Source organism: Citrobacter tructae (assembly GCF_004684345.1).
GTDB lineage: Bacteria > Pseudomonadota > Gammaproteobacteria > Enterobacterales > Enterobacteriaceae > Citrobacter > Citrobacter tructae.
On the sequence record NZ_CP038469.1, the window covers coordinates 2,716,104 to 2,739,170 of the forward strand.

The 23,067-nt window shown below is 53.3% G+C and carries 21 protein-coding genes; 15 read left to right on the plus strand and 6 right to left on the minus strand.

The window, feature by feature from the left end:
• The first annotated feature begins 358 nt into the window (after positions 1-358).
• From E4Z61_RS13765 to opgB, 6 genes are all read left to right on the plus strand, one after another.
• On the plus strand, positions 359-1,135 hold the full coding sequence (locus E4Z61_RS13765) for a threonine/serine exporter family protein (RefSeq protein ID WP_135323260.1): 777 nt from the start codon (positions 359-361) through the stop codon (positions 1,133-1,135).
• Entirely contained in the window at positions 1,126-1,599 is a 474-nt protein-coding gene (locus tag E4Z61_RS13770; RefSeq protein WP_135323261.1) for a threonine/serine exporter, read from the plus strand. The genes E4Z61_RS13765 and E4Z61_RS13770 overlap by 10 nt, the downstream gene beginning before the upstream one ends.
• 123 nt (positions 1,600-1,722) lie before the next feature.
• The gene (dnaT, locus tag E4Z61_RS13775; protein ID WP_135323262.1) at positions 1,723-2,262 is read left to right on the plus strand and encodes a primosomal protein DnaT; all 540 of its coding nucleotides are present in this window, start codon (positions 1,723-1,725) and stop codon (positions 2,260-2,262) included.
• 2 nt (positions 2,263-2,264) lie between these two features.
• Positions 2,265-3,002 carry a replicative helicase loader DnaC gene (dnaC, locus tag E4Z61_RS13780; protein ID WP_003019133.1) on the plus strand — a complete coding sequence of 246 codons (738 nt, stop codon included), beginning with the start codon at positions 2,265-2,267 and terminating at the stop codon, positions 3,000-3,002.
• A gap of 62 nt (positions 3,003-3,064) precedes the next feature.
• The gene (locus E4Z61_RS13785) at positions 3,065-3,553 is read left to right on the plus strand and encodes a YjjA family protein (RefSeq protein WP_135323263.1); all 489 of its coding nucleotides are present in this window, start codon (positions 3,065-3,067) and stop codon (positions 3,551-3,553) included.
• A 236-nt stretch (positions 3,554-3,789) separates the two neighbouring features.
• A complete protein-coding gene (gene opgB, locus E4Z61_RS13790) occupies positions 3,790-6,081 on the plus strand; it encodes a phosphatidylglycerol--membrane-oligosaccharide glycerophosphotransferase (protein ID WP_135323264.1) in 2,292 nt (763 codons plus the stop codon).
• Between the two features lie 46 nt (positions 6,082-6,127).
• On the opposite strand, the gene E4Z61_RS13795 is transcribed toward opgB, so the two are convergent.
• Entirely contained in the window at positions 6,128-7,150 is a 1,023-nt protein-coding gene (locus tag E4Z61_RS13795) for a zinc-binding alcohol dehydrogenase family protein (RefSeq protein ID WP_135323265.1), read from the minus strand.
• A 137-nt stretch (positions 7,151-7,287) separates the two neighbouring features.
• Between E4Z61_RS13795 and E4Z61_RS13800 the strand changes: the two genes are divergently transcribed.
• On the plus strand, positions 7,288-8,202 hold the full coding sequence (locus E4Z61_RS13800) for a GntR family transcriptional regulator (protein WP_135323266.1): 915 nt from the start codon (positions 7,288-7,290) through the stop codon (positions 8,200-8,202).
• A gap of 214 nt (positions 8,203-8,416) precedes the next feature.
• A complete protein-coding gene (locus E4Z61_RS13805; protein ID WP_135323267.1) occupies positions 8,417-9,778 on the plus strand; it encodes an MFS transporter in 1,362 nt (453 codons plus the stop codon).
• Positions 9,779-9,879: 101 nt separating this feature from the next.
• Here the strand turns inward: E4Z61_RS13805 and tsr are convergent, their stop codons facing one another.
• A complete protein-coding gene (gene tsr / locus E4Z61_RS13810) occupies positions 9,880-11,544 on the minus strand; it encodes a methyl-accepting chemotaxis protein (protein WP_135323268.1) in 1,665 nt (554 codons plus the stop codon).
• A gap of 366 nt (positions 11,545-11,910) precedes the next feature.
• Here tsr and btsT point away from each other — a divergent pair, with 366 nt between their 5' ends.
• The 3 genes from btsT to yjiA are packed head-to-tail and all read left to right on the plus strand — an operon-like array spanning position 11,911 to position 15,275.
• On the plus strand, positions 11,911-14,061 hold the full coding sequence (gene btsT, locus E4Z61_RS13815) for a pyruvate/proton symporter BtsT (protein ID WP_135323269.1): 2,151 nt from the start codon (positions 11,911-11,913) through the stop codon (positions 14,059-14,061).
• A 50-nt stretch (positions 14,062-14,111) separates the two neighbouring features.
• Positions 14,112-14,306, plus strand: coding sequence for a YbdD/YjiX family protein (locus tag E4Z61_RS13820; protein ID WP_003830038.1), 195 nt, complete (start codon positions 14,112-14,114; stop codon positions 14,304-14,306).
• A 12-nt stretch (positions 14,307-14,318) separates the two neighbouring features.
• Entirely contained in the window at positions 14,319-15,275 is a 957-nt protein-coding gene (gene yjiA / locus E4Z61_RS13825; protein ID WP_045439401.1) for a GTPase, read from the plus strand.
• 103 nt (positions 15,276-15,378) lie between these two features.
• Here yjiA and E4Z61_RS13830 read toward each other — a convergent pair whose 3' ends face one another.
• The 4 genes from E4Z61_RS13830 to E4Z61_RS13845 form a co-directional block, all read right to left on the minus strand.
• Positions 15,379-16,443, minus strand: a complete 1,065-nt coding sequence (locus E4Z61_RS13830; protein ID WP_135323270.1) for a DUF2955 domain-containing protein — start codon at positions 16,441-16,443, stop codon at positions 15,379-15,381.
• A complete protein-coding gene (locus tag E4Z61_RS13835; RefSeq protein ID WP_135323271.1) occupies positions 16,433-17,500 on the minus strand; it encodes an HlyD family secretion protein in 1,068 nt (355 codons plus the stop codon). Before E4Z61_RS13835 ends, E4Z61_RS13830 begins: the two co-directional genes overlap by 11 nt.
• A 6-nt stretch (positions 17,501-17,506) precedes the next feature.
• Positions 17,507-17,971 (minus strand): MarR family winged helix-turn-helix transcriptional regulator, encoded by a 465-nt coding sequence (locus E4Z61_RS13840; RefSeq protein WP_135323272.1) that lies wholly within the window; start codon positions 17,969-17,971, stop codon positions 17,507-17,509.
• 148 nt (positions 17,972-18,119) lie between these two features.
• On the minus strand, positions 18,120-18,284 hold the full coding sequence (locus E4Z61_RS13845) for a DUF1127 domain-containing protein (RefSeq protein WP_135323273.1): 165 nt from the start codon (positions 18,282-18,284) through the stop codon (positions 18,120-18,122).
• Positions 18,285-18,461: 177 nt separating this feature from the next.
• Between E4Z61_RS13845 and E4Z61_RS13850 the strand changes: the two genes are divergently transcribed.
• The 4 genes from E4Z61_RS13850 (at position 18,462) to mdtM (ending at position 23,061) form a co-directional block, all read left to right on the plus strand.
• The gene (locus E4Z61_RS13850; RefSeq protein ID WP_135323274.1) at positions 18,462-19,874 is read left to right on the plus strand and encodes an aminotransferase-like domain-containing protein; all 1,413 of its coding nucleotides are present in this window, start codon (positions 18,462-18,464) and stop codon (positions 19,872-19,874) included.
• A gap of 106 nt (positions 19,875-19,980) precedes the next feature.
• Positions 19,981-20,796 (plus strand): helix-turn-helix transcriptional regulator, encoded by an 816-nt coding sequence (locus E4Z61_RS13855; RefSeq protein ID WP_135323275.1) that lies wholly within the window; start codon positions 19,981-19,983, stop codon positions 20,794-20,796.
• Positions 20,797-20,844: 48 nt separating this feature from the next.
• Positions 20,845-21,498 carry a LysE family translocator gene (locus E4Z61_RS13860; protein WP_135323276.1) on the plus strand — a complete coding sequence of 218 codons (654 nt, stop codon included), beginning with the start codon at positions 20,845-20,847 and terminating at the stop codon, positions 21,496-21,498.
• Between the two features lie 321 nt (positions 21,499-21,819).
• A complete protein-coding gene (gene mdtM / locus E4Z61_RS13865; protein WP_135323277.1) occupies positions 21,820-23,061 on the plus strand; it encodes a multidrug efflux MFS transporter MdtM in 1,242 nt (413 codons plus the stop codon).
• The last annotated feature ends 6 nt before the right edge of the window (positions 23,062-23,067 follow it).

Here is a 23,067-nt window from a genome sequence, read left to right on the forward strand (position 1 = left end):
GAATTATTTATCTTTGGTTTTACTTTAAATATATGTAAAAGTGATGAAACTACAATCCTAATAGCATCACACTATAAAACCATTTTAACACACTCGCTTAAAAGAATATTAATTGTACAATTAAAATAACTACATTAATTTATTAGTATTGCTTACGTAATCGCTAAGCAGATGAATAACCACAGCGGGGAAGTTAACCCTTTAGCCGAGAAAACAGAGCCGTACATCGGTCAAACTTACCGCTCTGTCTCTTTTTTCAACATAAAGATTGATCTTAGCCCGAGCCAACGGGATCATGCTTCATGATAAAAAGAAGACAGTCGTCATTCAGAGAGTATCTTTTCAGTCAGAGCGAGCCATGCAAACAGAGCAGTCGTCACAGCGAACGGTTACACGGTTATGTATACAGTGCGGACTTTTTTTACTGCAACACGGGGCGGAAAGCGCTCTGGTTGACGAACTCTCCACCCGCCTCGGTCTGGCACTTGGCATGGACAGCGTAGAAAGCGCGATCTCCTCTAACGCCATCGTCCTGACCACCATTAAAGACGGGCAATGCCTGACATCGACTCGAAAAAATCACGATCGCGGCATTAATATGCACGTTGTGACCGAAGTTCAGCATATCGTTATTTTGGCCGAGCACAAGTTGCTGGATATTAAAGGCGTTGAGAAGCGCTTTAGCCAGATTAAGCCGCTGCGCTATCCAAGATGGCTGGTTGCCTTCATGGTCGGTTTGTCCTGCGCCTGTTTTTGTAAGCTCAATAAGGGGGGCTGGGATGGCGCGGTAATCACCTTTTTCGCCAGCATGGTCGCTATGTATATCCGCCAGATTCTGGCCTCCCGGCATTTGCATCCGCAAATCAACTTCTGTATCACCGCCTTTGTAGCTACAACAATTTCTGGTCTGCTGCTGACTCTGCCAACGTTTAATCACACCCCTACCGTAGCCATGGCGGCCAGCGTACTGCTGCTGGTTCCGGGTTTTCCGTTGATCAATTCAGTCGCAGATATGTTTAAGGGTCACATCAACACGGGTCTTGCGCGCTGGGCCATTGCCAGTCTGCTGACGTTAGCGACCTGCATTGGCGTAGTAATGTCGATGACCCTGTGGGGACTTCGCGGATGGGCATAATCGATTTCATTTTGGCACTCATGCAGGACATGATCCTCTCGGCGATCCCCGCCGTAGGCTTTGCCATGGTATTTAACGTACCGCATCGGGCACTCCCCTGGTGTGCGTTACTCGGCGCACTCGGGCATGGTTCACGAATGGCCATGATGACCGCAGGATTCAACATTGAATGGTCAACCTTTATGGCTTCCCTGTTGGTTGGCTGCATCGGGATCCAGTGGTCGCGCTGGTATCTGGCGCATCCGAAAGTCTTCACCGTCGCGGCGGTGATCCCCATGTTTCCAGGAATTTCCGCCTACACCGCGATGATATCTGCTGTAAAAATCGGTCATTTCGGCTATAGCGAGGAACTGATGATTACTCTGCTGACTAACTTTCTGAAAGCCTCATCGATTGTGGGCGCACTGTCCATCGGGCTTTCCGTGCCGGGGTTATGGCTGTATCGCAAACGCCCGCGCGTGTGACGATTCACCTGACAAATTCCGAGCAGATAGAGGTAATCGTCCTCATCCTGCTGCTCTCCTTCTTCTCTGTGTTACTATAAAAGCAGTCTCCTTCTCGGTTGTTGTTCAATATTGAGAAACAATATGTCCTGCAAAGTTTTGACGCCAGACGTCATCGGTATTGACGCCTTATTACACGATCACAACGCGGTGCTGGCAAAGTCAGCATCTGGCGCGGTGGCCGTTTTCGCCAACAATGTGCCCGCCTTTTACGCAGTAACCCCTGCCAGGTTGGCTGAACTATTGGCGCTTGAAGAAAAGCTGTCACGCCCGGGAAGCGATGTAACATTGGATGCGCAGTTTTATGAAGAGCCGCAAGCGGTACCTGTTGCCGTGCCAATGGGGAAATTTCCGATGTACGCTGACTGGCAGCCCGATGCTGACTTTCAGCGCCAGGCCGCCTTGTGGGGCGTAGCGCTCAGAGAGCCGGTTACCGCCGAAGAACTGGCCTCATTTGTCGCCTACTGGCAGGCCGAAGGTAAAGTTTTTCACCATATTCAGTGGCAGCAAAAACTGGCGCGCAGCATCCAGATTGGCCGGGCCAGCAATGGCGGAATGCCGAAGCGCGATGTGAACAGTGTCAGCGAACCTGACAGCCATATTCCACCGGGTTTTAGAGGATAACGATGAAAAACGTTGGCGACCTGATGAAACGTCTGCAAAAAATGATGCCGCCCAATGTCGAGCCCGCATTCAAAACGGGCGAGGAATTGCTGGCGTGGCAAAAAGAACAAGGTGAAATCCGTGCAGCGGCGCTAGCTCGCGAGAATCGGGCCATGAAAATGCAGCGCACGTTCAACCGCTCCGGTATCCGCCCGCTGCACCAGAACTGCTCGTTTGAGAACTATCGGGTCGAGTGCGAAGGGCAAATGAACGCTCTGAGCAAAGCCCGTCAGTATGTTGAAGAGTTTGATGGCAACATCGCCAGCTTTATCTTCTCCGGCAAGCCAGGCACCGGAAAAAACCATCTGGCCGCCGCCATCTGCAACGAACTGTTGCTGCGCGGCAAGTCGGTGCTGATCATTACCGTGGCTGACATCATGTCGGCGATGAAAGAGACGTTCAGCAATCGTGAAACCAGCGAGGAGCAGTTGCTCAACGATCTCAGCAACGTAGATCTGTTGGTGATCGACGAGATCGGCATGCAGACCGAATCCCGCTATGAAAAAGTGATCATCAATCAGATCGTCGATCGTCGTTCTTCCTCCAAGCGCCCGACCGGCATGCTGACAAACAGCAATATGGATGAAATGAACAAACTGCTGGGTGAACGCGTGATGGATCGTATGCGACTCGGCAATAGCCTGTGGGTGATTTTTAACTGGGAAAGCTATCGCAGTCGCGTAACCGGCAAAGAGTATTAAGACCATTCCTAACATCAGCAGCGCTATACTGCGCTGAAAAGGCATAACACGAGTTGCATATAATGATGAAAACAACCAAACGTCTGCTGTGCTGTGCGGTTGCCGCCAGCACGCTGATCTCCACCAGCGTTTTCGCTGCCTCCTGGCAGGATTCGCTCTCCAGCGCGGCTGGCGAACTGAGTAAGCAAAGCACCGGTTCACAAGGCAGCACCTCACTCTCGTCCCTGACCAGCCTGCTGAGCAGTAATCAGTCGCTCACCTCAAACAGTATGAATAACGCGGCCGGGATTCTGGAGTATTGTGCAAAACAGAAACTCGCCTCGGTCACCGATACCGAAAAAGTCAAAAATCAGGTGCTGGATAAACTAGGCCTGGGCGCGACGGAGCAGAAAAAAGATACCAACTACCTGGACGGTATTCAGGGCCTGCTCAATGCCAAAGATGGTCAACAACTTAACCTGGACACGATTGGTAACAGCTCGCTGGCAAAGCAAGTCAAAACCAAGGCCTGCGATCTAGTGTTAAAACAGGGTATGAACTTCATTTCCTGATGTGACAAACGCCGCGCACGGTTTATCACTGCCTGCGCGGTATCATTCTATTTTCTACATATATTCCGCAAAATAATCAGTAATGCCCGCCTACACCCTGCATATCTAAACCAATTCTGAATAACAACGTAATTAAATGTCACTACAATTGCAGCAATATAACAACGCTATTACATTGTACTGTCCAGAAATGATTAGCCTGCCAGGCATTTGCCCGGCTTACTGAGGATCGTCCGTTGTCTGAATTATTCTCCATCACTCTGTTTCTCGCTTCGGTACTGATTTATGCCTGGAAAGCGGGTCGCAACACCTGGTGGTTTGCCGCCACGTTAACGGTGCTGGGGATTTTTATTGTCCTGAATATCACGCTGTATGCCAGCGACTATTTCACAGGCGATGGCATCAACGACGCGGTGTTATACACACTGACTAACAGCCTGACCGGTGCGGGCCTTGGCAAATATGTTCTGCCAGGCGTCGGGGTTGCGCTGGTGCTGGCTGCTGTCTTTGGCGCACTCGGTTGGGTACTTCGCCGACGTCGTCACCACCCTCATCACGTTGGTTACAGCCTGTTGGCGTTGATGCTGGCCCTGGCGTCGGTTGATGCCAGCCCGGCATTTCACCAGATAACCGAACTGGTGAAATCCCAGTCGCGCGATGGCGATCCGGACTTCGCGACGTATTACAAAGAGCCGTCGAAAACCATTCCCAACCCGAAGCTGAATCTGGTGTATATCTACGGCGAAAGCCTGGAGCGCACCTATTTTAACAATGACGCGTTCCCGGATCTGACCCCGGAACTCGGCGCATTAAAAAGCGAAGGAATGGATTTCAGCAATACCATGCAACTTCCGGGGACAGATTACACCATCGCGGGCATGGTCGCCTCGCAGTGTGGCATTCCGCTGTTTGCCCCGTTTGAAGGTAACGCCTCAGCATCGGTTTCCAGCTTCTTCCCGAACAATATTTGCCTCGGCGATATCCTGAAGAACTCCGGCTATCAAAACTACTTTGTGCAGGGGGCCAATCTGCGCTTTGCCGGGAAAGACGTGTTCCTGAAATCCCACGGTTTTGATCATCTGTACGGCGCAGAAGAGTTAAAAAGCGTGGTTGCGGACCCGGCTTACCGTAACGACTGGGGCTTTTACGACGACACGGTGCTGGACGAAGCGTGGAAAAAATTCGAATCACTGTCGCGCTCGGGCCAACGTTTTTCACTGTTTACCCTGACGGTAGACACACATCATCCGGATGGGTTTATCTCACGTAGCTGCAACCGTAAACGCTATGACGTCGACGGAAAGATAAATCAGTCTTTCAGCGCCGTCAGTTGCAGTCAGGAAAACATCGCTGAATTTATTAATAAAATTAAAGCCTCGCCGTGGTTTAAAGATACCGTTATCGTTGTTTCTTCCGATCATCTGGCGATGAACAACACCGCATGGAAGTACCTGAACAAGCAGGATCGCAACAACCTGTTCTTCGTGCTGCGCGGTGACAAACCGCAGCAGGAGACGCTGGCGGTGAAACGCAACACCATGGATAACGGTGCGACCGTCCTGGATATTCTCGGCGGCGATAACTTTATCGGTCTCGGGCGCAGTAGCTTGTCGAGCGAGTCCGTGTCAGAAGTGTTCCTGAATATCAAAGAAAAAACGCTGGCCTGGAAGCCCGATATTATTCGTCTGTGGAATTTCCCGAAAGAGATGAAAGAGTTCACCGTCGACCAAGACAAAAACATGATCTCTTTCTCCGGCAGCCATTTCCGCCTGCCGCTGCTGCTGCGTGTGTCGGATAAACGCGTTGAGCCGCTGCCGGAAAGTGAATACTCTGCCCCACTGCGCTTCCAGCTGGCTGATTTCGCCCCGCGCGATAACTTTGTCTGGATCGACCGCTGCTACAAAATGGCCCAGCTGTGGGCACCGGAGCTGGCGCTCTCCACCGACTGGTGCGTATCGCAAGGACAACTGGGCGGGCAGCAAATCGTGCAACACGTCGATAAAGCTAAATGGCAAGGTAAAACCGCGTTTAAAGATACGGTGATCGACATGGAACGCTACAAAGGTAACGTCGATACGCTGAAAATTGTCGATAACGACATTCGCTACAAAGCCGACAGCTTCATCTTTAACGTGGCAGGCGCGCCGGAAGAGGTGAAACAGTTTAGCGGGATTTCACGCCCCGAATCCTGGGGACGCTGGTCCAATGCACAGCTGAGTGAAGAGGTAAAAATCGAATACAACGCGCCGTTACCAAAGAAATTCGATTTGGTGATCACCGCTAAAGCCTTCGGTGACAACGCTAATCGTCCCATCCCGGTACGCGTCGGCAACGAAGAACAAACGCTGGTGTTAAGCCATGATGTTAGCACCACCACGCTGCATTTTGATAACCCGGCAGACGCCGACACGCTGGTCATTGTCCCGCCCGATCCCATCGCCACCAACGAGGGCAACATTCTGGGCCACTCACCGCGTAAGCTGGGGATCGGGATGGTTGAAATCAAAGTCGTGAACGTGCAAGGGTAAAAAAAACAGCGCCCAACACACCTCCGGGCGCTGCATGGCAACCTTATCAGAACGTGATCACGCCTTTAATCAGCTCACGGTTGTTAATCACATCCCGCTCGTAGATTTCTGCAAGCTGGGCAAACGCGTAACAGTGCGTAAGCATGATGTCCGCCGTCAGTTTACCTTCAGACATCAGGCGGCCAACTTTGGCGAAGTCTTCCGGTGTGGCGTTGCGACTGCCCATCATGGTGGTTTCTTTCTTGTGGAACTCGGGGTCAGAGAACTGCAAATCACCTTTGAACAATCCAACAAACACAATGCTGCCGCCGTGGCGAATCAAATTCACCGTGTTATTCATCGCATGCTGATTCCCCGTCGCATCAATCACTTTTTGCGCCAGCGAACCGTCAAACTGCGCACGTAGCTGCGCATCAAAATCTTCAGCAGAAGGATCGACAACCGGAAGTCCCAGCCGGGAGACCACATGCTCCCGGCGCGCAGGGCTGGTATCCGCCACCACCACCTGAGCACCATCGGCTTTGGCAATCGCCGCCGCGCCAAGACCAATCGGCCCCGCTCCCACCACCAGTACCTGCTCGCCAGGCAGTACGGCAGCCCGGCGCACCGCATGTGCGCTGATGGCATACGGTTCGATCAGTGCCGCAGCCTGCGGGTCAATGCCCTGCGCATCCAGCAGGTTCGTCGCCGGTACGGACAGGTATTCACTGAAGCCACCATCCTGGTGCACACCAATTACCGAAATCTTCTCACAGCAGTTAGTGCGCCCGCTCTTACACGCCGGACACTGCTGACACGCCATGTAAGGAATAACCGCAACTTGCTGACCTGTTTTCAAATCTTGTATATTTTTACCTAGCTCGACAATTTCGCCACATATTTCATGACCTAACACTCGCGGATAGCTGAAAAAAGGTTGATTGCCGCCCCAGGCATGAATATCGGTGCCACAAATCCCGACGGATTTTATTTTTATTAATGCCTCACCCTCACCCGGAATAGGTATATTACGTTCTTTCCAGACTAATTTTTTAGGTTCCTGGCAAATTAGCGTATTCATCGTAGACATGATTCTGCTCTCCTGTTTTCTGTTGCCTCAGATATCGATGAAAATAAAAATGCCAGCGCAAGTAGAAACATAATCTGTGAAATCCACCTCATAAAAATGTTTTAAATCGGGTTTTAATGGACAAAAAAGGAGACGCCATGAGCCGTTCACAGAACCTACGCCATAATGTGATCAACCAGATAATTGATGACATGGCGCGGGGTCATATTCCTTCTCCTCTCCCTTCGCAAAGCGCGCTGGCAGAGATGTACAACATCAGTCGCACCACCGTACGCCACATGTTGAGCCATTTAGGCGAATGCGGTGTGTTAACGCAGGTGGGCAGCCACTACGTGATCGTGCGTAAACCCGATCATGACGACGGTTTTGACTGCACCACGGCCTCAATGACCGAGCAAAATCGCATTTTTGAGCAGGCCTTTTTCACCATGATTAACCAGCGTCAACTGCGTGCTGGCGAGAGTTTCTCCGAGTTGCAGCTTGCCAGAGCGGCGGGCGTCAGCCCTGTCGTTGTGCGGGAATATCTTTTAAAATTCGAACGTTACAATCTGATTAAAAATGAAAAGCGCGGTCAGTGGAGCATGAAGCAGTTTGATCAAGCCTACGCCGAGCAGTTGTTTGAACTGCGAGAAATGCTGGAAACGCATTCCCTGCAGCATTTCCTGAACCTGCCCGACGATGACCCGCGCTGGCTGCAGGCCAAAACGCTGCTTGAGCGCCACCGGATGCTGCGCGACAGCATTGGCAGTAGCTTTCGTATGTTCTCGCAATTAGACCGAGAGTTCCACGCTCTGCTGCTCTCCGCCGCTGATAATATATTTTTTAATCAATCACTTGAGATTATTTCTGTGATTTTCCATTTCCACTATCAGTGGGATGAAAGCGACCTCAAGCAGCGCAACATCATTGCCATTGATGAACATATGACTATTCTCAGCGCACTGATCTGCCGCAGCGATCTGGATGCCACCCTGGCGCTGTGTAACCATTTGAATTCAGCCAAACAATCGATGATTCGCTCTATTAACCAAACCAGTGACAGCACGCATTAAGAACGGATAAAAAACAGTAAACCACTACCGGGAGCACGATTTTATAAAAATAAAAACGCCAGAAAAAAACCTCTTGCCTATGCTCACGCTAAGTCGACTGCATTAAAAACTTTTGTGAGCGGTGATGAATAAATTGATTTATCACTGGTATTTTTTCAATACAGCATGGCCTGGCGCTGTGTAAAAATAAATTATTGAGGTTCAGGAGTCCGGCGTGGAAAAAAATAATATTACCCTCGACCCGAGTTCTTCGTTTGGCACCTCGCCATCTGCGGATATTAATGTTCCGCCAGACGGCATGGTTCAACGCAGCAGTCGAATAAAACGCATTCAGACCACAGCAATGATTTTATTATTTTTTGCTGCAGTCATTAATTATCTCGACCGCAGTTCACTGTCGGTAGCAAACCTAACGATTCGTGAAGAACTGGGACTCAGTGCCACACAAATCGGTATCCTGCTGTCTGTGTTCTCTCTCGCTTACGGCATTGCACAGCTGCCCTGTGGCCCGCTGCTGGATCGTAAAGGCCCGCGTATTATGCTGGGGCTGGGCATGTTTTTCTGGTCGCTGTTTCAGGCGATGTCCGGCATGGTACACACCTTCACTCAGTTTGTGCTGGTACGTATCGGGATGGGGATTGGTGAAGCGCCAATGAACCCGTGCGGCGTGAAGGTAATCAACGACTGGTTTAACATCAAAGAGCGTGGCCGCCCGATGGGATTATTCAACGCCGCCTCGACCATCGGTGTCGCCATTAGCCCGCCAATTTTGGCTGCCATGATGCTGGTGATGGGCTGGCGCTGGATGTTTATTACCATTGGTGTGCTGGGTATTTTCCTCGCCATCGGCTGGTACATGCTGTATCGCAACCGCGAGCAGATTGAACTGAGCGCTACTGAACAGGCGTACCTGAACGCCGGTAGCGTCAATGCCCGCCGCGATCCGCTGAGTTTTGCCGAATGGCGCAGCCTGTTCCGCAACCGTACCATGTGGGGCATGATGCTGGGCTTTAGCGGCATCAACTACACCGCATGGTTGTATCTGGCCTGGCTGCCGGGTTACCTGCAAACTTCCTATAATCTGGATTTAAAAAGCACCGGATTAATGGCGGCGATCCCGTTCCTGTTTGGCGCAGCCGGAATGTTGATTAACGGTTTTGTCACCGACTGGCTGGTGAAAGGCGGCATGGCGCCGATTAAGAGTCGTAAGATTTGTATTATTGCCGGGATGTTCTGTTCTGCTGCATTCACCTTCGTGGTCCCGCAGGCGACAACGTCGATGGCCGCAGTGTTACTTATCGGGATGGCGCTGTTCTGCATCCACTTCGCCGGAACGTCCTGCTGGGGTCTGATTCACGTTGCGGTGGCGTCGCGCATGACCGCCTCCGTGGGCAGTATCCAGAACTTTGCCAGCTTTATCTGTGCGTCGTTTGCACCGATTGTCACCGGATTTATTGTTGATACCACTAACTCTTTCCGTCTGGCGCTGATTATCTGCGGCTGCGTGACGATGGTCGGGGCGTTCGCTTATATCTTCCTGGTCCGCCAGCCAATCAGCGATCCGCGCCAGGAGTAATCCCTTGTAGCCCGATGGCAGCAACGCCAGACCGGGCTACAATACTCTTCCCCAGTAAGCCGGATAAGCGGCAGTAAACTGCGCCATCCGGCATCACAGGTTTAAAACGTTTCCCAGTTCTCACCAGCATCCGTCACCGCAGCTTTACGCGGTTGGGCTGTAGTCGATACCGGTTTTGCTGCAGCAACGTCGCGCGCACGCTTTTGATCGTGCTGAATACGGAACACCGCAACGGCCTGGGTCAGACGGCTGGCCTGTTCTTCCAGCGCCGCAGCGGCGGCAGCGGACTCTTCCACCAGCGAGGCGTTCTGTTGCGTCACGCGATCCATCTCCGCAACAGCCAGACCAACCTGATCAATGCCACGACTCTGCTCGTCAGATGCTGAAGCTATTTCGCCCATGATATCGGTCACGCGGGTCACCGCATTGACGATCTCATCCATGGTTTCACCAGCGCTTTCGACCAGCGTTGAACCGACATCCACGCGGCTGACCGAGTCTTCAATCAGGCTCTTGATCTCGCGCGCGGCCTGCGCACTGCGCTGGGCCAGGTTACGCACTTCACCGGCAACCACCGCAAAACCACGACCCTGTTCACCCGCGCGTGCCGCTTCTACCGCTGCGTTGAGTGCCAGAATATTGGTCTGGAAAGCAATGCCGTCGATAACGCTAATAATATCGGCAATTTTCTGCGAACTAGAGGCGATGTCACGCATGGTTTGCACCACGTTATCCACCACTTTGCCGCCTTTCTGCGCCGTTTCAGAAGCACTTAGCGCCAGATGGCTGGCCTGGCGCGCATTTTCGGCGTTCTGCTTCACGGTTGCCGTCAGTTCTTCCATGCTGGCAGCGGTTTCCTCGAGAGAAGCCGCCTGCTGCTCGGTACGCGAAGAGAGATCGTTATTGCCCATCGCGATCTCGCTGGCACCGCTGTAAATCGCATTGGCACCGTTACGCACATCACCTACGGTGCTCATCAGCTCACCTTGCATGTGACGCAGGCTTTCGGCCAGTTGCCCAATCTCGTTGGAACCTTCCACGTCGATACGCTTCACCAGGTCACCGCTGGCAATATGGCGAATGCTGTCGATCAGACGATTCATCGGAGAGATAAGGGTAAGTTTGATGCCAAACCAAACCGCGACAATTGCCGCCAGCACGGTGAGCAGCACAATCACCAGTACCCACATCGCCTGGCTGTAAGAGCTGTTGTTATCGGCAACTGCGATGTCATACAGGCGATCGTTCTGCTGCATATAGCTGATATATGCTTTCTCAAAACCATCCTGATAACTTTGCGTAGGTTGATCAAAGAACGCGTTGATCTTCCCGTCACCCAGCAACTGGATCAGTTCCGCCAGCGCGCCGTGGTAGATGTCATAGGTGCGGTTGATCTCCTGAAACGCGGCTTCGCTTTGACGCGGATCGCGCGGCAGCGATTCATAAACTGCCCAGTTCTTTTCCGTCAGTTTCAGCGCTGTGCTCGCCACTTGCATCAGTTCCGCCACGGTCGCACCGCTGCCAATATTGCTCTGATCCATCATGTAGCGAATACCCGCCCGGTTAAGGGTATTACGCGTTTGCAGCAATTCAACCCAGGTCCCATTAAGAGCAGACTGCTGCTGGCGAATGGTTTGCAGAACGGTAAAATTCTCTTTGTCATTCTTCAGTGAGTTAAAGAACAACCCGCCCGAGGCAAGTTGTAAAAGGCCAAACAGCGCCAATACCAGCAGTAAGCTGGTAACAATCTTCATTCGTTTTAACATGTTTTCTCTTTCCGCTAGACAGATGTCAGAATTTTCGGCCTGAAAAGAGAAAACTTTACGAAATTCGTGCTAACTGAATCGATCTCAGCATCGACGAATTGTCGTTCCCCGCCACCCGACAGAGATCAAAACGGGATTATTAGTGATCTAAATCACATAATAATCCCCACTTACCGGCCCCCGAAACCACTTGCTGACACTAGGGACCGCTTAAGCTGACATACAACCACTCACTTATTTACCTTACTTTACGCGCGTAATTGTCTGGCAAGATCCTCTGCAGCATAGCAGTCAATTTATCTCCTCAAACACAAGATCAAACCCAAGCGGCTTCGGCCAATTATTAATCTAATACCAGGTTTTACTATGGATACGAAAAAGATATTCAAGCACATACCTTGGGTGATTCTCGGAATCATCGGTGCTTTCTGCCTCTCGGTAGTGGCCTTACGTCGGGGTGAACACATCAGCGCCCTGTGGATCGTGGTCGCCTCTGTCTCCGTTTATCTGGTGGCCTATCGTTACTACAGTCTGTACATCGCCCAGAAAGTGATGAAACTTGACCCCACGCGTGCCACGCCGGCGGTCATCAACAACGACGGTTTGAACTACGTACCGACCAACCGTAACGTATTGTTCGGTCACCACTTTGCCGCTATCGCTGGTGCTGGTCCGCTGGTTGGGCCGGTACTGGCCGCACAGATGGGCTACCTGCCCGGTACGCTGTGGCTGCTGGCGGGCGTGGTGCTGGCCGGTGCGGTGCAGGACTTCATGGTGCTGTTTATCTCTTCTCGCCGTAACGGCGCGTCTCTCGGTGAGATGATCAAAGAAGAGATGGGCCCGGTACCGGGAACCATTGCGCTGTTCGGCTGCTTCTTAATCATGATCATCATCCTGGCGGTGCTGGCGTTGATCGTGGTGAAAGCGCTGGCGGAAAGCCCGTGGGGTGTATTCACAGTCTGCTCAACCGTACCAATCGCGCTGTTCATGGGTATCTACATGCGCTTCCTGCGCCCAGGACGCGTGGGCGAAGTGTCAGTGATTGGTATCGTGCTGCTGGTTGCCTCCATCTACTTCGGCGGCGTGATTGCTCACGACCCGTACTGGGGCCCGGCGCTGACCTTTAAAGACACCACCATTACCTTTACGCTTATCGGCTACGCATTTATCTCCGCGCTGCTGCCGGTATGGCTGATCCTCGCCCCGCGCGACTATCTGGCCACCTTCCTGAAAATCGGCGTTATCGTCGGTCTGGCGGTAGGTATCGTTATCCTTAACCCAGAGCTGAAAATGCCGGCGATGACCCAGTACATTGACGGTACCGGCCCGCTGTGGAAAGGTGCGCTGTTCCCGTTCCTGTTCATCACCATCGCCTGTGGTGCGGTGTCTGGCTTCCACGCGCTGATCGCCTCCGGTACTACACCGAAGCTGCTGGCCTGTGAAACCGACGCGCGTTTCATTGGTTATGGCGCGATGCTGATGGAATCCTTCGTGGCGATTATGGCGCTGGTTGCCGCTTCCATCATCGAGCCAGGTCTGTACTTCGCAATGAACACCCCGCCTGCGGGCCTTGGCATCACCATGCCGAACCTGCATGAAATGGGTGGCGAGAACGGGCCGCTGATTATGGCGCAGCTGAAAGACGTTACCGCACACGCAGCGGCAACCGTCAGCTCTTGGGGCTTCGTGATTTCGCCTGAGCAGATCCTGCAAACCGCGAAAGACATCGGCGAGCCGTCCGTTCTGAACCGCGCAGGTGGCGCACCAACGCTGGCTGTCGGTATTGCTCACGTGTTCCACAAAGTACTGCCGATGGCTGACATGGGCTTCTGGTACCACTTCGGTATTCTGTTTGAAGCGCTGTTCATCCTGACCGCACTGGATGCAGGTACCCGTTCTGGCCGCTTTATGCTGCAAGATTTACTGGGTAACTTCGTTCCGTTCCTGAAGAAAACTGACTCCCTGGTTGCCGGTATTGTTGGTACTGCGGGCTGTGTAGGCCTGTGGGGCTACCTGCTGTATCAGGGCGTGGTTGACCCATTGGGCGGCGTTAAGAGCCTGTGGCCGCTGTTCGGTATCTCTAACCAGATGCTGGCCGCCGTGGCGCTGGTTCTGGGCACCGTGGTACTGGTTAAAATGCAGCGTACCAAATACATCTGGGTAACCGTGGTTCCGGCAGTATGGCTGCTTATCTGCACCACCTGGGCGCTGGGTCTGAAACTGTTCAGCACCAACCCGCAGATGGAAGGCTTCTTCTTTATGGCAAGTCAGTACAAAGAGAAGATTGCTAACGGCGGTGAACTGACAGCACAGCAAATCGCCAACATGAACCATATCGTCATCAACAACTACACCAACGCAGGCCTGAGTATTCTGTTCCTGGTGGTGGTGTACAGCATCATTTTCTACGGGTTCCGTACCTGGCAGAAAGCCCGCGCCATCAACGGTCGCTCTGATAAAGAGACACCGTATGTACCGGTGCCGGAAGGCGGCGTGAAGACCTCTTCACACCACTAAGATGTATTCAGCCCCGCTCCGGCGGGGCTTTTCGCTTATCAGGATTGTTTATGTTTGGTACTTTAGGTCAGGCAAAAAAATACCTCGGTCAGGCAGCGAAGATGTTGATTGGTATTCCGGACTACGACAACTACGTCGAGCACATGAAGACCAACCATCCCGATAAGCCGTACATGACCTACGAAGAATTCTTCCGCGAGCGCCAGGAAGCCCGCTACGGTAGCGGCGGAAGCAGTTGCTGTTAGAAGGAGAAATGAATGACCCCGATTGCAGTCACCCTACTCACCGGTTTTCTCGGCGCGGGTAAAACTACCCTGCTGCGCCATATTCTCAACGAGCAGCACGGTTACAAAATTGCCGTCATCGAAAACGAATTCGGCGAAGTCTCGGTGGACGATCAACTGATTGGCGACCGCGCCACGCAGATCAAAACCCTGACCAACGGCTGTATCTGCTGCACCCGTTCGAGCGAGCTGGAAGACGCACTGTTAGACCTGCTCGATAACCTCGACAAAGGCGCCATCAATTTTGACCGTCTGGTGATTGAGTGCACCGGCATGGCCGATCCCGGCCCGATTATTCAGACCTTTTTCTCCCATGAAGTGATTTGCGAACGCTACCTGCTGGACGGCGTGATTGCGTTGGTTGATGCGGTACATGCCGACGAACAAATGAATCAGTTCACCATCGCTCAGTCGCAGGTGGGCTACGCCGACCGCATTCTGCTGACTAAAACTGACGTCGCTGGCAACAGTGAAAAATTGCGCGAGCGCCTGGCGCGCATCAATGCCCGCGCCCCGGTATATACCGTGACTCACGGCGATATAGACCTCGCGCAACTGTTCGACACCAATGGTTTTATGCTGGAAGAGAACATCGTCAGTGCCAAACCGCGCTTCCACTTTATCGCCGACAAGCAAAACGATATCTCCTCGATCGTCGTCGAGCTGGATTACCCGGTAAACATCAGCGACGTGTCGCGAGTGATGGAAAATCTGCTGCTGGAATCCGCCGAGAAGCTGCTGCGCTACAAAGGCATGCTGTGGATTGACGGCGAACCAAACCGCCTGCTGTTCCAGGGCGTGCAACGCCTATACAGCGCCGACTGGGACCGCCCGTGGGGCGACGAACAACCGCACAGCACACTGGTGTTTATCGGGATTAATTTACCGGAAGACGAGATCAGAGCAGCGTTTGCGGGATTGAAGAAGTAACGCCCTGCTGATTTGCCCGGTGACGCTACCACTTACCGGGCCTGGTAATTCCGCTTCCCATAGGCCGGAAAGGCGCAGCCGCCATCCGTCACTCACTCCCCACTCACTCCGTAATCACAAACCGCGTCGCGGCAAAGCAGTTCAAAACCCGGTGCACCAGAAATACCATCGTCAGCGTTGCCACCAGCGCGACGGTGACGGAGGTGATGCGGTACAGATCGCTGAATACCAGGTCCTGATCCGGGTGCAGGTTCTGGCCAAACATAATGCCGATGGTGGTGATACTGGCAAAGCCCACGCCTGCGCCGACTTTTTCCATTACGTGCAGGCGGGCGCTGAACGCCAGCCCGAGGCCAATCAGCGGCATCATCAACACCATATGGTTGCTGAAATCATAGATAAGCAGCTGCACCAGCAGAATATACAGGCAGGCCAGCACCACGCCGACCACGCGCCAGAGAGAACTGATCACCGCGCCGCGGTAGTGCATCGGAAACAGGATCAAAATGCCCGCCATCAGCGCCGACAGCGAATCACTCAAATCACAGATCTGGAAGATCACAAAAATCATCGTCGCCACCGTACCGGAAAGCAGCGACTCATGGCGGACCCGGGCGGCATCTTTCTCAATGCGCGGCGGCGGCTGGCGGGGTTCTACGTCCGGGATCAGATAATTCAGCAGCGCGCTCAGCGCCACCGCCATTACGCAGGCCTCCATATTGGAGAACATCAGCGTATGCCAGTTGGTGGTGGGATAGCTCATAAAGTTGAGCATCGTGCTCTGGCACACCACGCCCATCGAACCGAGCAGAAACAGCGGCCCTTTGCTCATAAAACGAAAACGCATCACGTACAGGCCGAACACCACCAGCGTCATAATCAGCGGCCACTGCGACAGATAACCGACGATCAGCACCATTTCAACACAGTTCACCGCTGCGCTGAACACGAACTGTTTTGCCACATGGCGGTTGAACACCGGCACCAGCGACAGCAGCATCAGCGGATAAACCACAAAAAACACGCCGTACTGCACGTTGTAGAAGGTCGATATACTCAGCGCGATTGTCCCGGCAACGGAAATACGCAGGGTCTGGCGAAAATCATTGGCGGTGTAGACAATATTCCCGTGCGGTGTAAAGACGTGGGCCAGAGTGTTAATAGACATAATGAAGCCAGCTAACGAGGTGGATCTGCGCCCCCGCAAAGGTGCGGGCGAACATCCCCTCGCTGTTATACAGCTGTACCGTGGCGCGTGCCCCGGTCGGTAACGGCGTGTCGAGCGGTTGGTTCAGCGCTACGTGAATGCGCATACGCTGGGCATCGCGCACCCAACGGGTGGACTGTTCCGGTTGCGACAGCTGGCCGTTGACCTGTTCCTGGCCCGCCAGAATACCGGCATCACTGCTGGTGACACGGGCAGAGAAAACCTTGCCCGGCATAGCGTCGAAAACCACGGCGGCATCGGTATCCACGCGAGTGTGGCGCAGGCTTTTCTCGCGAAAATCAGCCACGATATCGGTCTGATTGCTGACCAGCGCCAGCAGCGGCGTGGCGGCGGTCGCGTAAAGTCCGGGGCTAAGCTGAAGGTTGCTCACCGTGCCGTTGGTCTCTGCATACACTTTGCTCCAGCCGAGGTTCAGTTGCGCCTCTTCCAGCGCGTTACGGTATTTTTGCAGCGTCACGTTACGCTTGTCATCGCGCTCACCGCGCTGAATCAGCAGGTTCTGAATACTGGCATTGAGCGCCGCCACCGACTGCTCGCTGGTCTGCCAGGCGGTACGCACCTTGTCGAGATCGGATTGCGACACGTTCTGCATGGCACTCAGGCGCTGATAGCGATCAAGGGTGGTCTTATCGTTATGGGCGTTGAATTGCGCGGTGCGCAGGTTGGCGCGCGCAGAGGAGATCTGCGCATCCAGCTGTTGGTTGCTCAGCCTCGCCTGCTCAAGGGCGATTTGCGCGGCCTCGACCTTATTGAAAAACGGCGTCGGATCCAGTTCGTACAGCAAATCGCCCTTCTTCACCTGGCTATTATTGTGTACATGCACCTGCGAGACGTATCCGGATACGCGTGAGGAAACGGGCGTTACCACGCGCATCACCGTGGAGTCCGGCGTCAGCGGGATCCAGATATCGGCAACGATAAACCAAGCAAATACTACCAGGAAAGCGGCAATACTCACCCTTACCCAACGGGCAAATTTTTGTTCTGGGGTCATCATAGTTTTTTAGTGTTGATTGTCTTCTTCGCGGATTGTCCGCAAATTGCAGGCGAGTTGATTTAAGGTCGCGCTGAAAGAGGCAAGCTCCGCTTCAGGAATGGTGCAGGTGACGCGATGTTGGTATGTCTCAATCACCCGGTTAAGTTCTTCAAGCCTTAAGCGGCCTTGCTCGGTCAGCGTTAGCAGGCGGATGCGTTTGTCATAAGGCGATGTGGAACGCAGCAGATACCCCTGCTTTTCCAGCTGCGAGAGGGTGCGCATCAGCGGCGGCAGTTCAATGCCCTGCATTTGTGCCAGTTCACTGACCGAAACGTTGTCTCCCAGTTGATACAACTGCATCAGTACCGTCCAGCTTGACTGCGTCAGGCCAGTATCAGTGATGGCAGCATCAATAATAGCCCGCCACTGGCGCACCACCATTGCCATGCGCATCCCCATCGGTCGGCGGGCAAACAATTCATCTTCAGTCATCTTATTTTCCCCTCATCGCTGAAAAGAAAATAATACTTATCATGGTAAGTATCAAGAAACGAACTAACCAGAAGCATGAATTGATAAATATCGTGAATATAAAAAAGGCCAGGGCGATAACCACCGGCCTTTGTCATCGAAAGAAAAATTATTCCACCTGATCGCGTCGCAGCCCGACATCCCGCAGCCGCTCGTCGCTCATCTGCTGCAATATACGCCGCGTTTGCGCCCGCAGATGCCAGCGTTTTATCGCCTGCCAGATCTGCAGCAAACCAATAAACGGCTGTTTTGCTTTATTCTCGTGAAATTCCATACTTTGCCTCCCCGCCTTGCCAGAGGCTTTATCTTCGCGGATTTACCGCCAGACAATACAGATTCAAAAAGTACTTTTATTTAACATACAGATTGATTAAAACAGTATCTGCATACGGTTTTTTCCATCGTTCTGTATTGGTTTATCCATCTGTATGGCAACAATGAGGGATACAGCATGACGCGTTACCAACATCTGGCCACACTACTGGCCGAACGCATTGAGCAGGGGCTGTATCGCCATGGTGAAAAACTGCCGTCGGTGCGCAGCCTGAGCCAGGAACACGGGGTGAGTATCAGTACCGTACAGCAGGCGTATCAGATGCTGGAACAGCGGCAGCTGATCACCCCGCAGCCACGTTCCGGTTACTTTGTCGCGCCGCAAAAAGCGCAGCCGCCCGTACCACTGATGTCGCGCCCGGTCCAGCGTCCGGTAGAGATAACCCAGTGGGATCAGGTGCTGGACATGTTGGCAGGTCATGCAGACAAATCGATAATTCCTTTCAGTAGCGGCGTCCCCGATATCAATCAACCCAGCCTGAAACCACTCTGGCGCGAATTAAGCCGCGTAGTGCAGCACAATTTAGGAGCGGTGCTGGGCTACGACGAACTGGCTGGATGCCGCGAACTGCGTAATCAGATTGCCCGTCTGATGCTGGACGGCGGCTCGGTAGTAGCTGCGGATGATATCGTAATCACCAGCGGCAGCCAGAGCGGAATGTCGCTGGCGCTACTGACGGTCTGCCAGCCAGGAGATATCGTCGCCGTAGAATCGCCCGCCTACTACGGTACGATGCAGCTACTGCGCGGTTTAGGGATTAAGGTTATTGAGATCCCAACCGATCCGGATACCGGCATCAGTGTTGAGGCGTTGGAACTGGCGCTGGATCAGTGGCCCATTAAAGGCGTGATCCTGGTCCCCAACTGCAATAATCCCCTCGGATTTATTATGCCGGATGCACGTAAGCGGGCGGTCCTCGCCCTCGCTCAGCGCCACGATATTGTTATTTTTGAAGACGATGTGTATGGCGAGCTGGCAACAGAATACCCGCGCCCGCGCACCATCCACTCCTGGGATATCGACGGTCGGGTACTGTTGTGCAGTTCGTTTACCAAATCCGTAGCGCCGGGCCTGCGCGTGGGTTGGGTTGTTCCTGGCCGCTACCATGACAAACTTCTGCATAAAAAATACGCCGTTATCGGCACCAACGTTCCTGCCACGCAGTTGGCAGCGGCAACCTTTGTGCGCGAGGGCCACTATCATCGCCATGTCCGGCGTATGCGTCAGATTTACCAGCGAAATATGGAAATCTACACTTGCTGGGTACGCGAATACTTCCCCTGCGGGATCTGCGTCACCCGACCAAAAGGCGGTTTTATGCTTTGGGTCGAACTGCCATTGCAGGTCGATATGGTCTGCGTAGCTAAACAACTCTGTCGGCTGAAAATACAGGTCGCACCGGGATCGCTGTTCTCCGCATCCGGAAAATATCGCAACTGTGTGCGCATCAACTGCGCGCTGCCACCCAACGAGAAACATCGAGAAGTGATGCAAAAACTCGGGGACGCGGTAAAAGTGGCGATGGAGTAAATCGGCGTATTGAGTGGATTGTTTAGCATTACCTCAATACACATTCCCGCTTTTTCATCTTGCTACCTGTGCTATAACAAACCATCACTTTCAGCAAGGACACGATGTGATGCACACCCGGGATATTCCACAATCGTTCTGGCGTGATGAACAACTCCCATGGCTGGAGCTGCGCAGCACTTGGCGGAGTCAGCAGGCCTATAAGCGTCATCACCACTCTCAGCTCTCGATTGGGGCGATTCTTGAGGGTGAAACGTGCTGCTTGTGCGATGGCAAGGATTACCACCTGAAAGTGGGCGATCTCATCGTGATCCCACCACTGGCACCTCACAGCTGCAACCCCGCTAACGAGCAGTTTCGTAGCTACCACATGCTCTATCTTGATGCCCAGTGGTGTCTTGCCCATCTGCCTGCGCTGAGCAGCAATCAGCAGCTTTGCTCGCACGATCCCGTTATTCGCGATCCGCAATTATTCCTGCGCTATGTGAACCTCGTGGCGCTTATGCAGCAACGGCAAACGACGCAGATAACTGATGCCACACAAGCATTGCTGCGCGCGTTGCCCTTGCAGTCGGTAAGACAAAAAAACATGAGCACCGCCAGTCAGTATCTGCGTGAACAGTTGCAGACCAACCTGCTGGCTCCGCCCTCGCTGGAAGATCTGGCGCAAGAGTGCCGCATGCGTAAAGAAACGCTGATCCGTACCTTTAAACAGGACACCGGACTCACGCCGGCAAGTTACCTGAACATCATGCGGATTGATTATGCCCGCAGGCGGCTTCGTGCCGGGGATGAGATTGCCGATGTCGGCTACCAGAGTGGGTTTGCCGATCAGAGCCATTTCCACCGCACCTTTGTCCGCTACACCGCAGCCACACCGCGTCAGTACGCGTTGGGACGATCAATATCAGACAATAAATAGCGTTATGTCAGGCGTAGGGTGATCGCAGGTTCATTCTCTGAGGTCGCTATGTCACTGCTTTCTTTACTTTTTTCGTCTGCTTTTCCCGCGTTGGCACTGGCGCATTTTGTTGCACTGCTTAGCCCCGGGCCGGACTTCTTTTTACTGGTCGGTTACGCCGTACGCTACCGAATGCGCGGCAGCGCCGGGCTGTGCGTGGGTATCGCCATCGGCAATGGGCTGTATATTCTGCTGGCTATTATCGGTTGGGGGATCCTGCGCCAGCTTCCCCTGCTGTTCACAGTCATTGAGCTGCTGGGTGCACTCTATCTATTGTGGATTGGCAGCCTGCTGATCCGCAGTCGCCCGCAAACCCTGACCAGAGCAGACGCCCAGTCCACTTGTCCAGCATTTGGCAAACAGCTATTACTGGGGTTAGGTTCGTCACTACTCAACCCTAAAAATGCGCTGTTTTATCTGGCGCTGATGACCGCCCTGCTCGGCCCGTCGGTGACATTGCTGCAACAAGCCGTGAGCGGGATCTGGATGTCCAGCGTGGTGCTATTCTGGGATCTGCTGATTGTGATGTTCATCGGTTTACCGCAGATCCAACAGCGGCTTACCAAAGGGATCCTTTGGATCGAGCGTATCGCCGGTGGCGTGCTGATCGTCTTCGGCATTGCGATCGCGCTGCGGTTTATGCAGAGCCTTACTCTTTGTTAAGCGTGGTGATTTTCTACAAATAAAGAGGATAAACTCGTTTAATTAATATCCAGTCCGCATTACACTGCGGATGACTATTATCCGTTCAACTTATTATTCCCGAGGTGCGATGTGCTGATGATTACCTGTAATCGTTACGTTTTCTGACCTGAGTCTGAGAACGTTTCTCCTGTTTGCGCCTCGCGCAGGCAGCGTTTTTGATTACATGAAATTCAGTACATTTGCAGTCTGCTTTTTTTCTGTCATCGGTCTGACGTCTCAAAGACGGTATTGAATTTCGCTATTCCCGTTGAGGGTTTTCTCCCGACAAGGAGCTGTTTTATGCAACGGATTTTCGCGTTTTTCTCCCAACGCGCCACGACGCTATTTTTCCCCATCGCGCTGATTCTGTACGATTTCGCCGCCTATCTGTCGACGGACTTGATCCAGCCCGGCATCATCAATGTCGTGCGCGATTTCAACGCCGATGTAAGCCTGGCACCGGCTGCGGTCAGCCTTTATCTGGCAGGCGGGATGGCGTTGCAATGGTTGTTAGGCCCGCTTTCCGACCGGATTGGCCGCCGACCAGTGCTGATCGCAGGGGCGTTAATCTTTACACTCGCCTGCGCGGCTACGTTGTTCACCACTTCGATGACACAATTTCTGGTTGCGCGTTTCGTTCAGGGCACCAGCATCTGCTTTATCGCCACTGTGGGCTATGTCACGGTACAGGAGGCATTTGGTCAGACAAAAGCCATCAAGCTGATGGCGATTATCACCTCCATTGTGCTGGTTGCCCCGGTGATCGGCCCGCTCTCCGGGGCGGCGCTGATGCACTTTGTCCACTGGAAGATTCTGTTTGCCATTATTGCCGCCATGGGGCTTATCGCCTTTGTTGGCCTGCTGCTGGCAATGCCGGAAACCGTCCAGCGCAGCGCGGTGCCATTCAGCGCGCGCAGCGTACTGCGTGATTTTCGCGACGTTTTCCGCAACCGGGTTTTCCTGTTTGGCGCAGCCACGCTGTCGTTAAGCTATATCCCGATGATGAGTTGGGTAGCGGTCTCACCGGTGATCCTGATTGATGCTGGCGGCATGACCACATCGCAGTTTGCCTGGGCGCAGGCTCCGGTGTTTGGCGCAGTGATCGTCGCCAATATGGTGGTCGTGCGTTTTGTGAAGGATCCAACGAAGCCACGCTTTATCTGGCGCGCTGCCCCCATTCAACTGAGCGGACTGGCGGTACTGATTGGCGGTAATTTACTGTGGCCGCATGTGTGGCTGTGGTCGGTGCTGGGGACCAGCCTGTATGCGTTTGGCATCGGGATGATCTTCCCGACGCTATTCCGTTTTACGTTGTTTTCTAACAACTTGCCGAAAGGTACGGTCTCCGCGTCGCTAAACATGGTGATCCTGACAGTAATGGCGGTTTCGGTCGAAGTCGGACGCTGGCTGTGGTTTAACGGCGGCAGGCTTTCGTTTCACCTGCTGGCGGTCGTGGCGGGTATTGCCGTGGTGTTCACGCTGGCCGGATTATTGAAGCGAGTGCGTCAGCATGAGGCAACAGCGTTAGCCACCGAGAACTAAATCTGC

Excerpts from the sequence above, each read along its gene's own strand:
- E4Z61_RS13820 (WP_003830038.1), top strand. The coding sequence starts at position 14,112 with ATGTTTGGTACTTTAGGTCAGGCAAAAAAATACCTCGGTCAGGCAGCG.
- E4Z61_RS13835 (WP_135323271.1), bottom strand. The coding sequence starts at position 17,500 with ATGATGACCCCAGAACAAAAATTTGCCCGTTGGGTAAGGGTGAGTATT.
- E4Z61_RS13830 (WP_135323270.1), bottom strand. The coding sequence starts at position 16,443 with ATGTCTATTAACACTCTGGCCCACGTCTTTACACCGCACGGGAATATT.
- E4Z61_RS13850 (WP_135323274.1), top strand. The coding sequence starts at position 18,462 with ATGACGCGTTACCAACATCTGGCCACACTACTGGCCGAACGCATTGAG.
- btsT (WP_135323269.1), top strand. The coding sequence starts at position 11,911 with ATGGATACGAAAAAGATATTCAAGCACATACCTTGGGTGATTCTCGGA.
- yjiA (WP_045439401.1), top strand. The coding sequence starts at position 14,319 with ATGACCCCGATTGCAGTCACCCTACTCACCGGTTTTCTCGGCGCGGGT.
- E4Z61_RS13800 (WP_135323266.1), top strand. The coding sequence starts at position 7,288 with ATGAGCCGTTCACAGAACCTACGCCATAATGTGATCAACCAGATAATT.
- mdtM (WP_135323277.1), top strand. The coding sequence starts at position 21,820 with ATGCAACGGATTTTCGCGTTTTTCTCCCAACGCGCCACGACGCTATTT.
- dnaC (WP_003019133.1), top strand. The coding sequence starts at position 2,265 with ATGAAAAACGTTGGCGACCTGATGAAACGTCTGCAAAAAATGATGCCG.
- E4Z61_RS13845 (WP_135323273.1), bottom strand. The coding sequence starts at position 18,284 with ATGGAATTTCACGAGAATAAAGCAAAACAGCCGTTTATTGGTTTGCTG.
- E4Z61_RS13795 (WP_135323265.1), bottom strand. The coding sequence starts at position 7,150 with ATGTCTACGATGAATACGCTAATTTGCCAGGAACCTAAAAAATTAGTC.
- E4Z61_RS13840 (WP_135323272.1), bottom strand. The coding sequence starts at position 17,971 with ATGACTGAAGATGAATTGTTTGCCCGCCGACCGATGGGGATGCGCATG.
- E4Z61_RS13770 (WP_135323261.1), top strand. The coding sequence starts at position 1,126 with ATGGGCATAATCGATTTCATTTTGGCACTCATGCAGGACATGATCCTC.
- tsr (WP_135323268.1), bottom strand. The coding sequence starts at position 11,544 with ATGTTAAAACGAATGAAGATTGTTACCAGCTTACTGCTGGTATTGGCG.
- E4Z61_RS13765 (WP_135323260.1), top strand. The coding sequence starts at position 359 with ATGCAAACAGAGCAGTCGTCACAGCGAACGGTTACACGGTTATGTATA.
- dnaT (WP_135323262.1), top strand. The coding sequence starts at position 1,723 with ATGTCCTGCAAAGTTTTGACGCCAGACGTCATCGGTATTGACGCCTTA.
- E4Z61_RS13785 (WP_135323263.1), top strand. The coding sequence starts at position 3,065 with ATGATGAAAACAACCAAACGTCTGCTGTGCTGTGCGGTTGCCGCCAGC.
- E4Z61_RS13860 (WP_135323276.1), top strand. The coding sequence starts at position 20,845 with ATGTCACTGCTTTCTTTACTTTTTTCGTCTGCTTTTCCCGCGTTGGCA.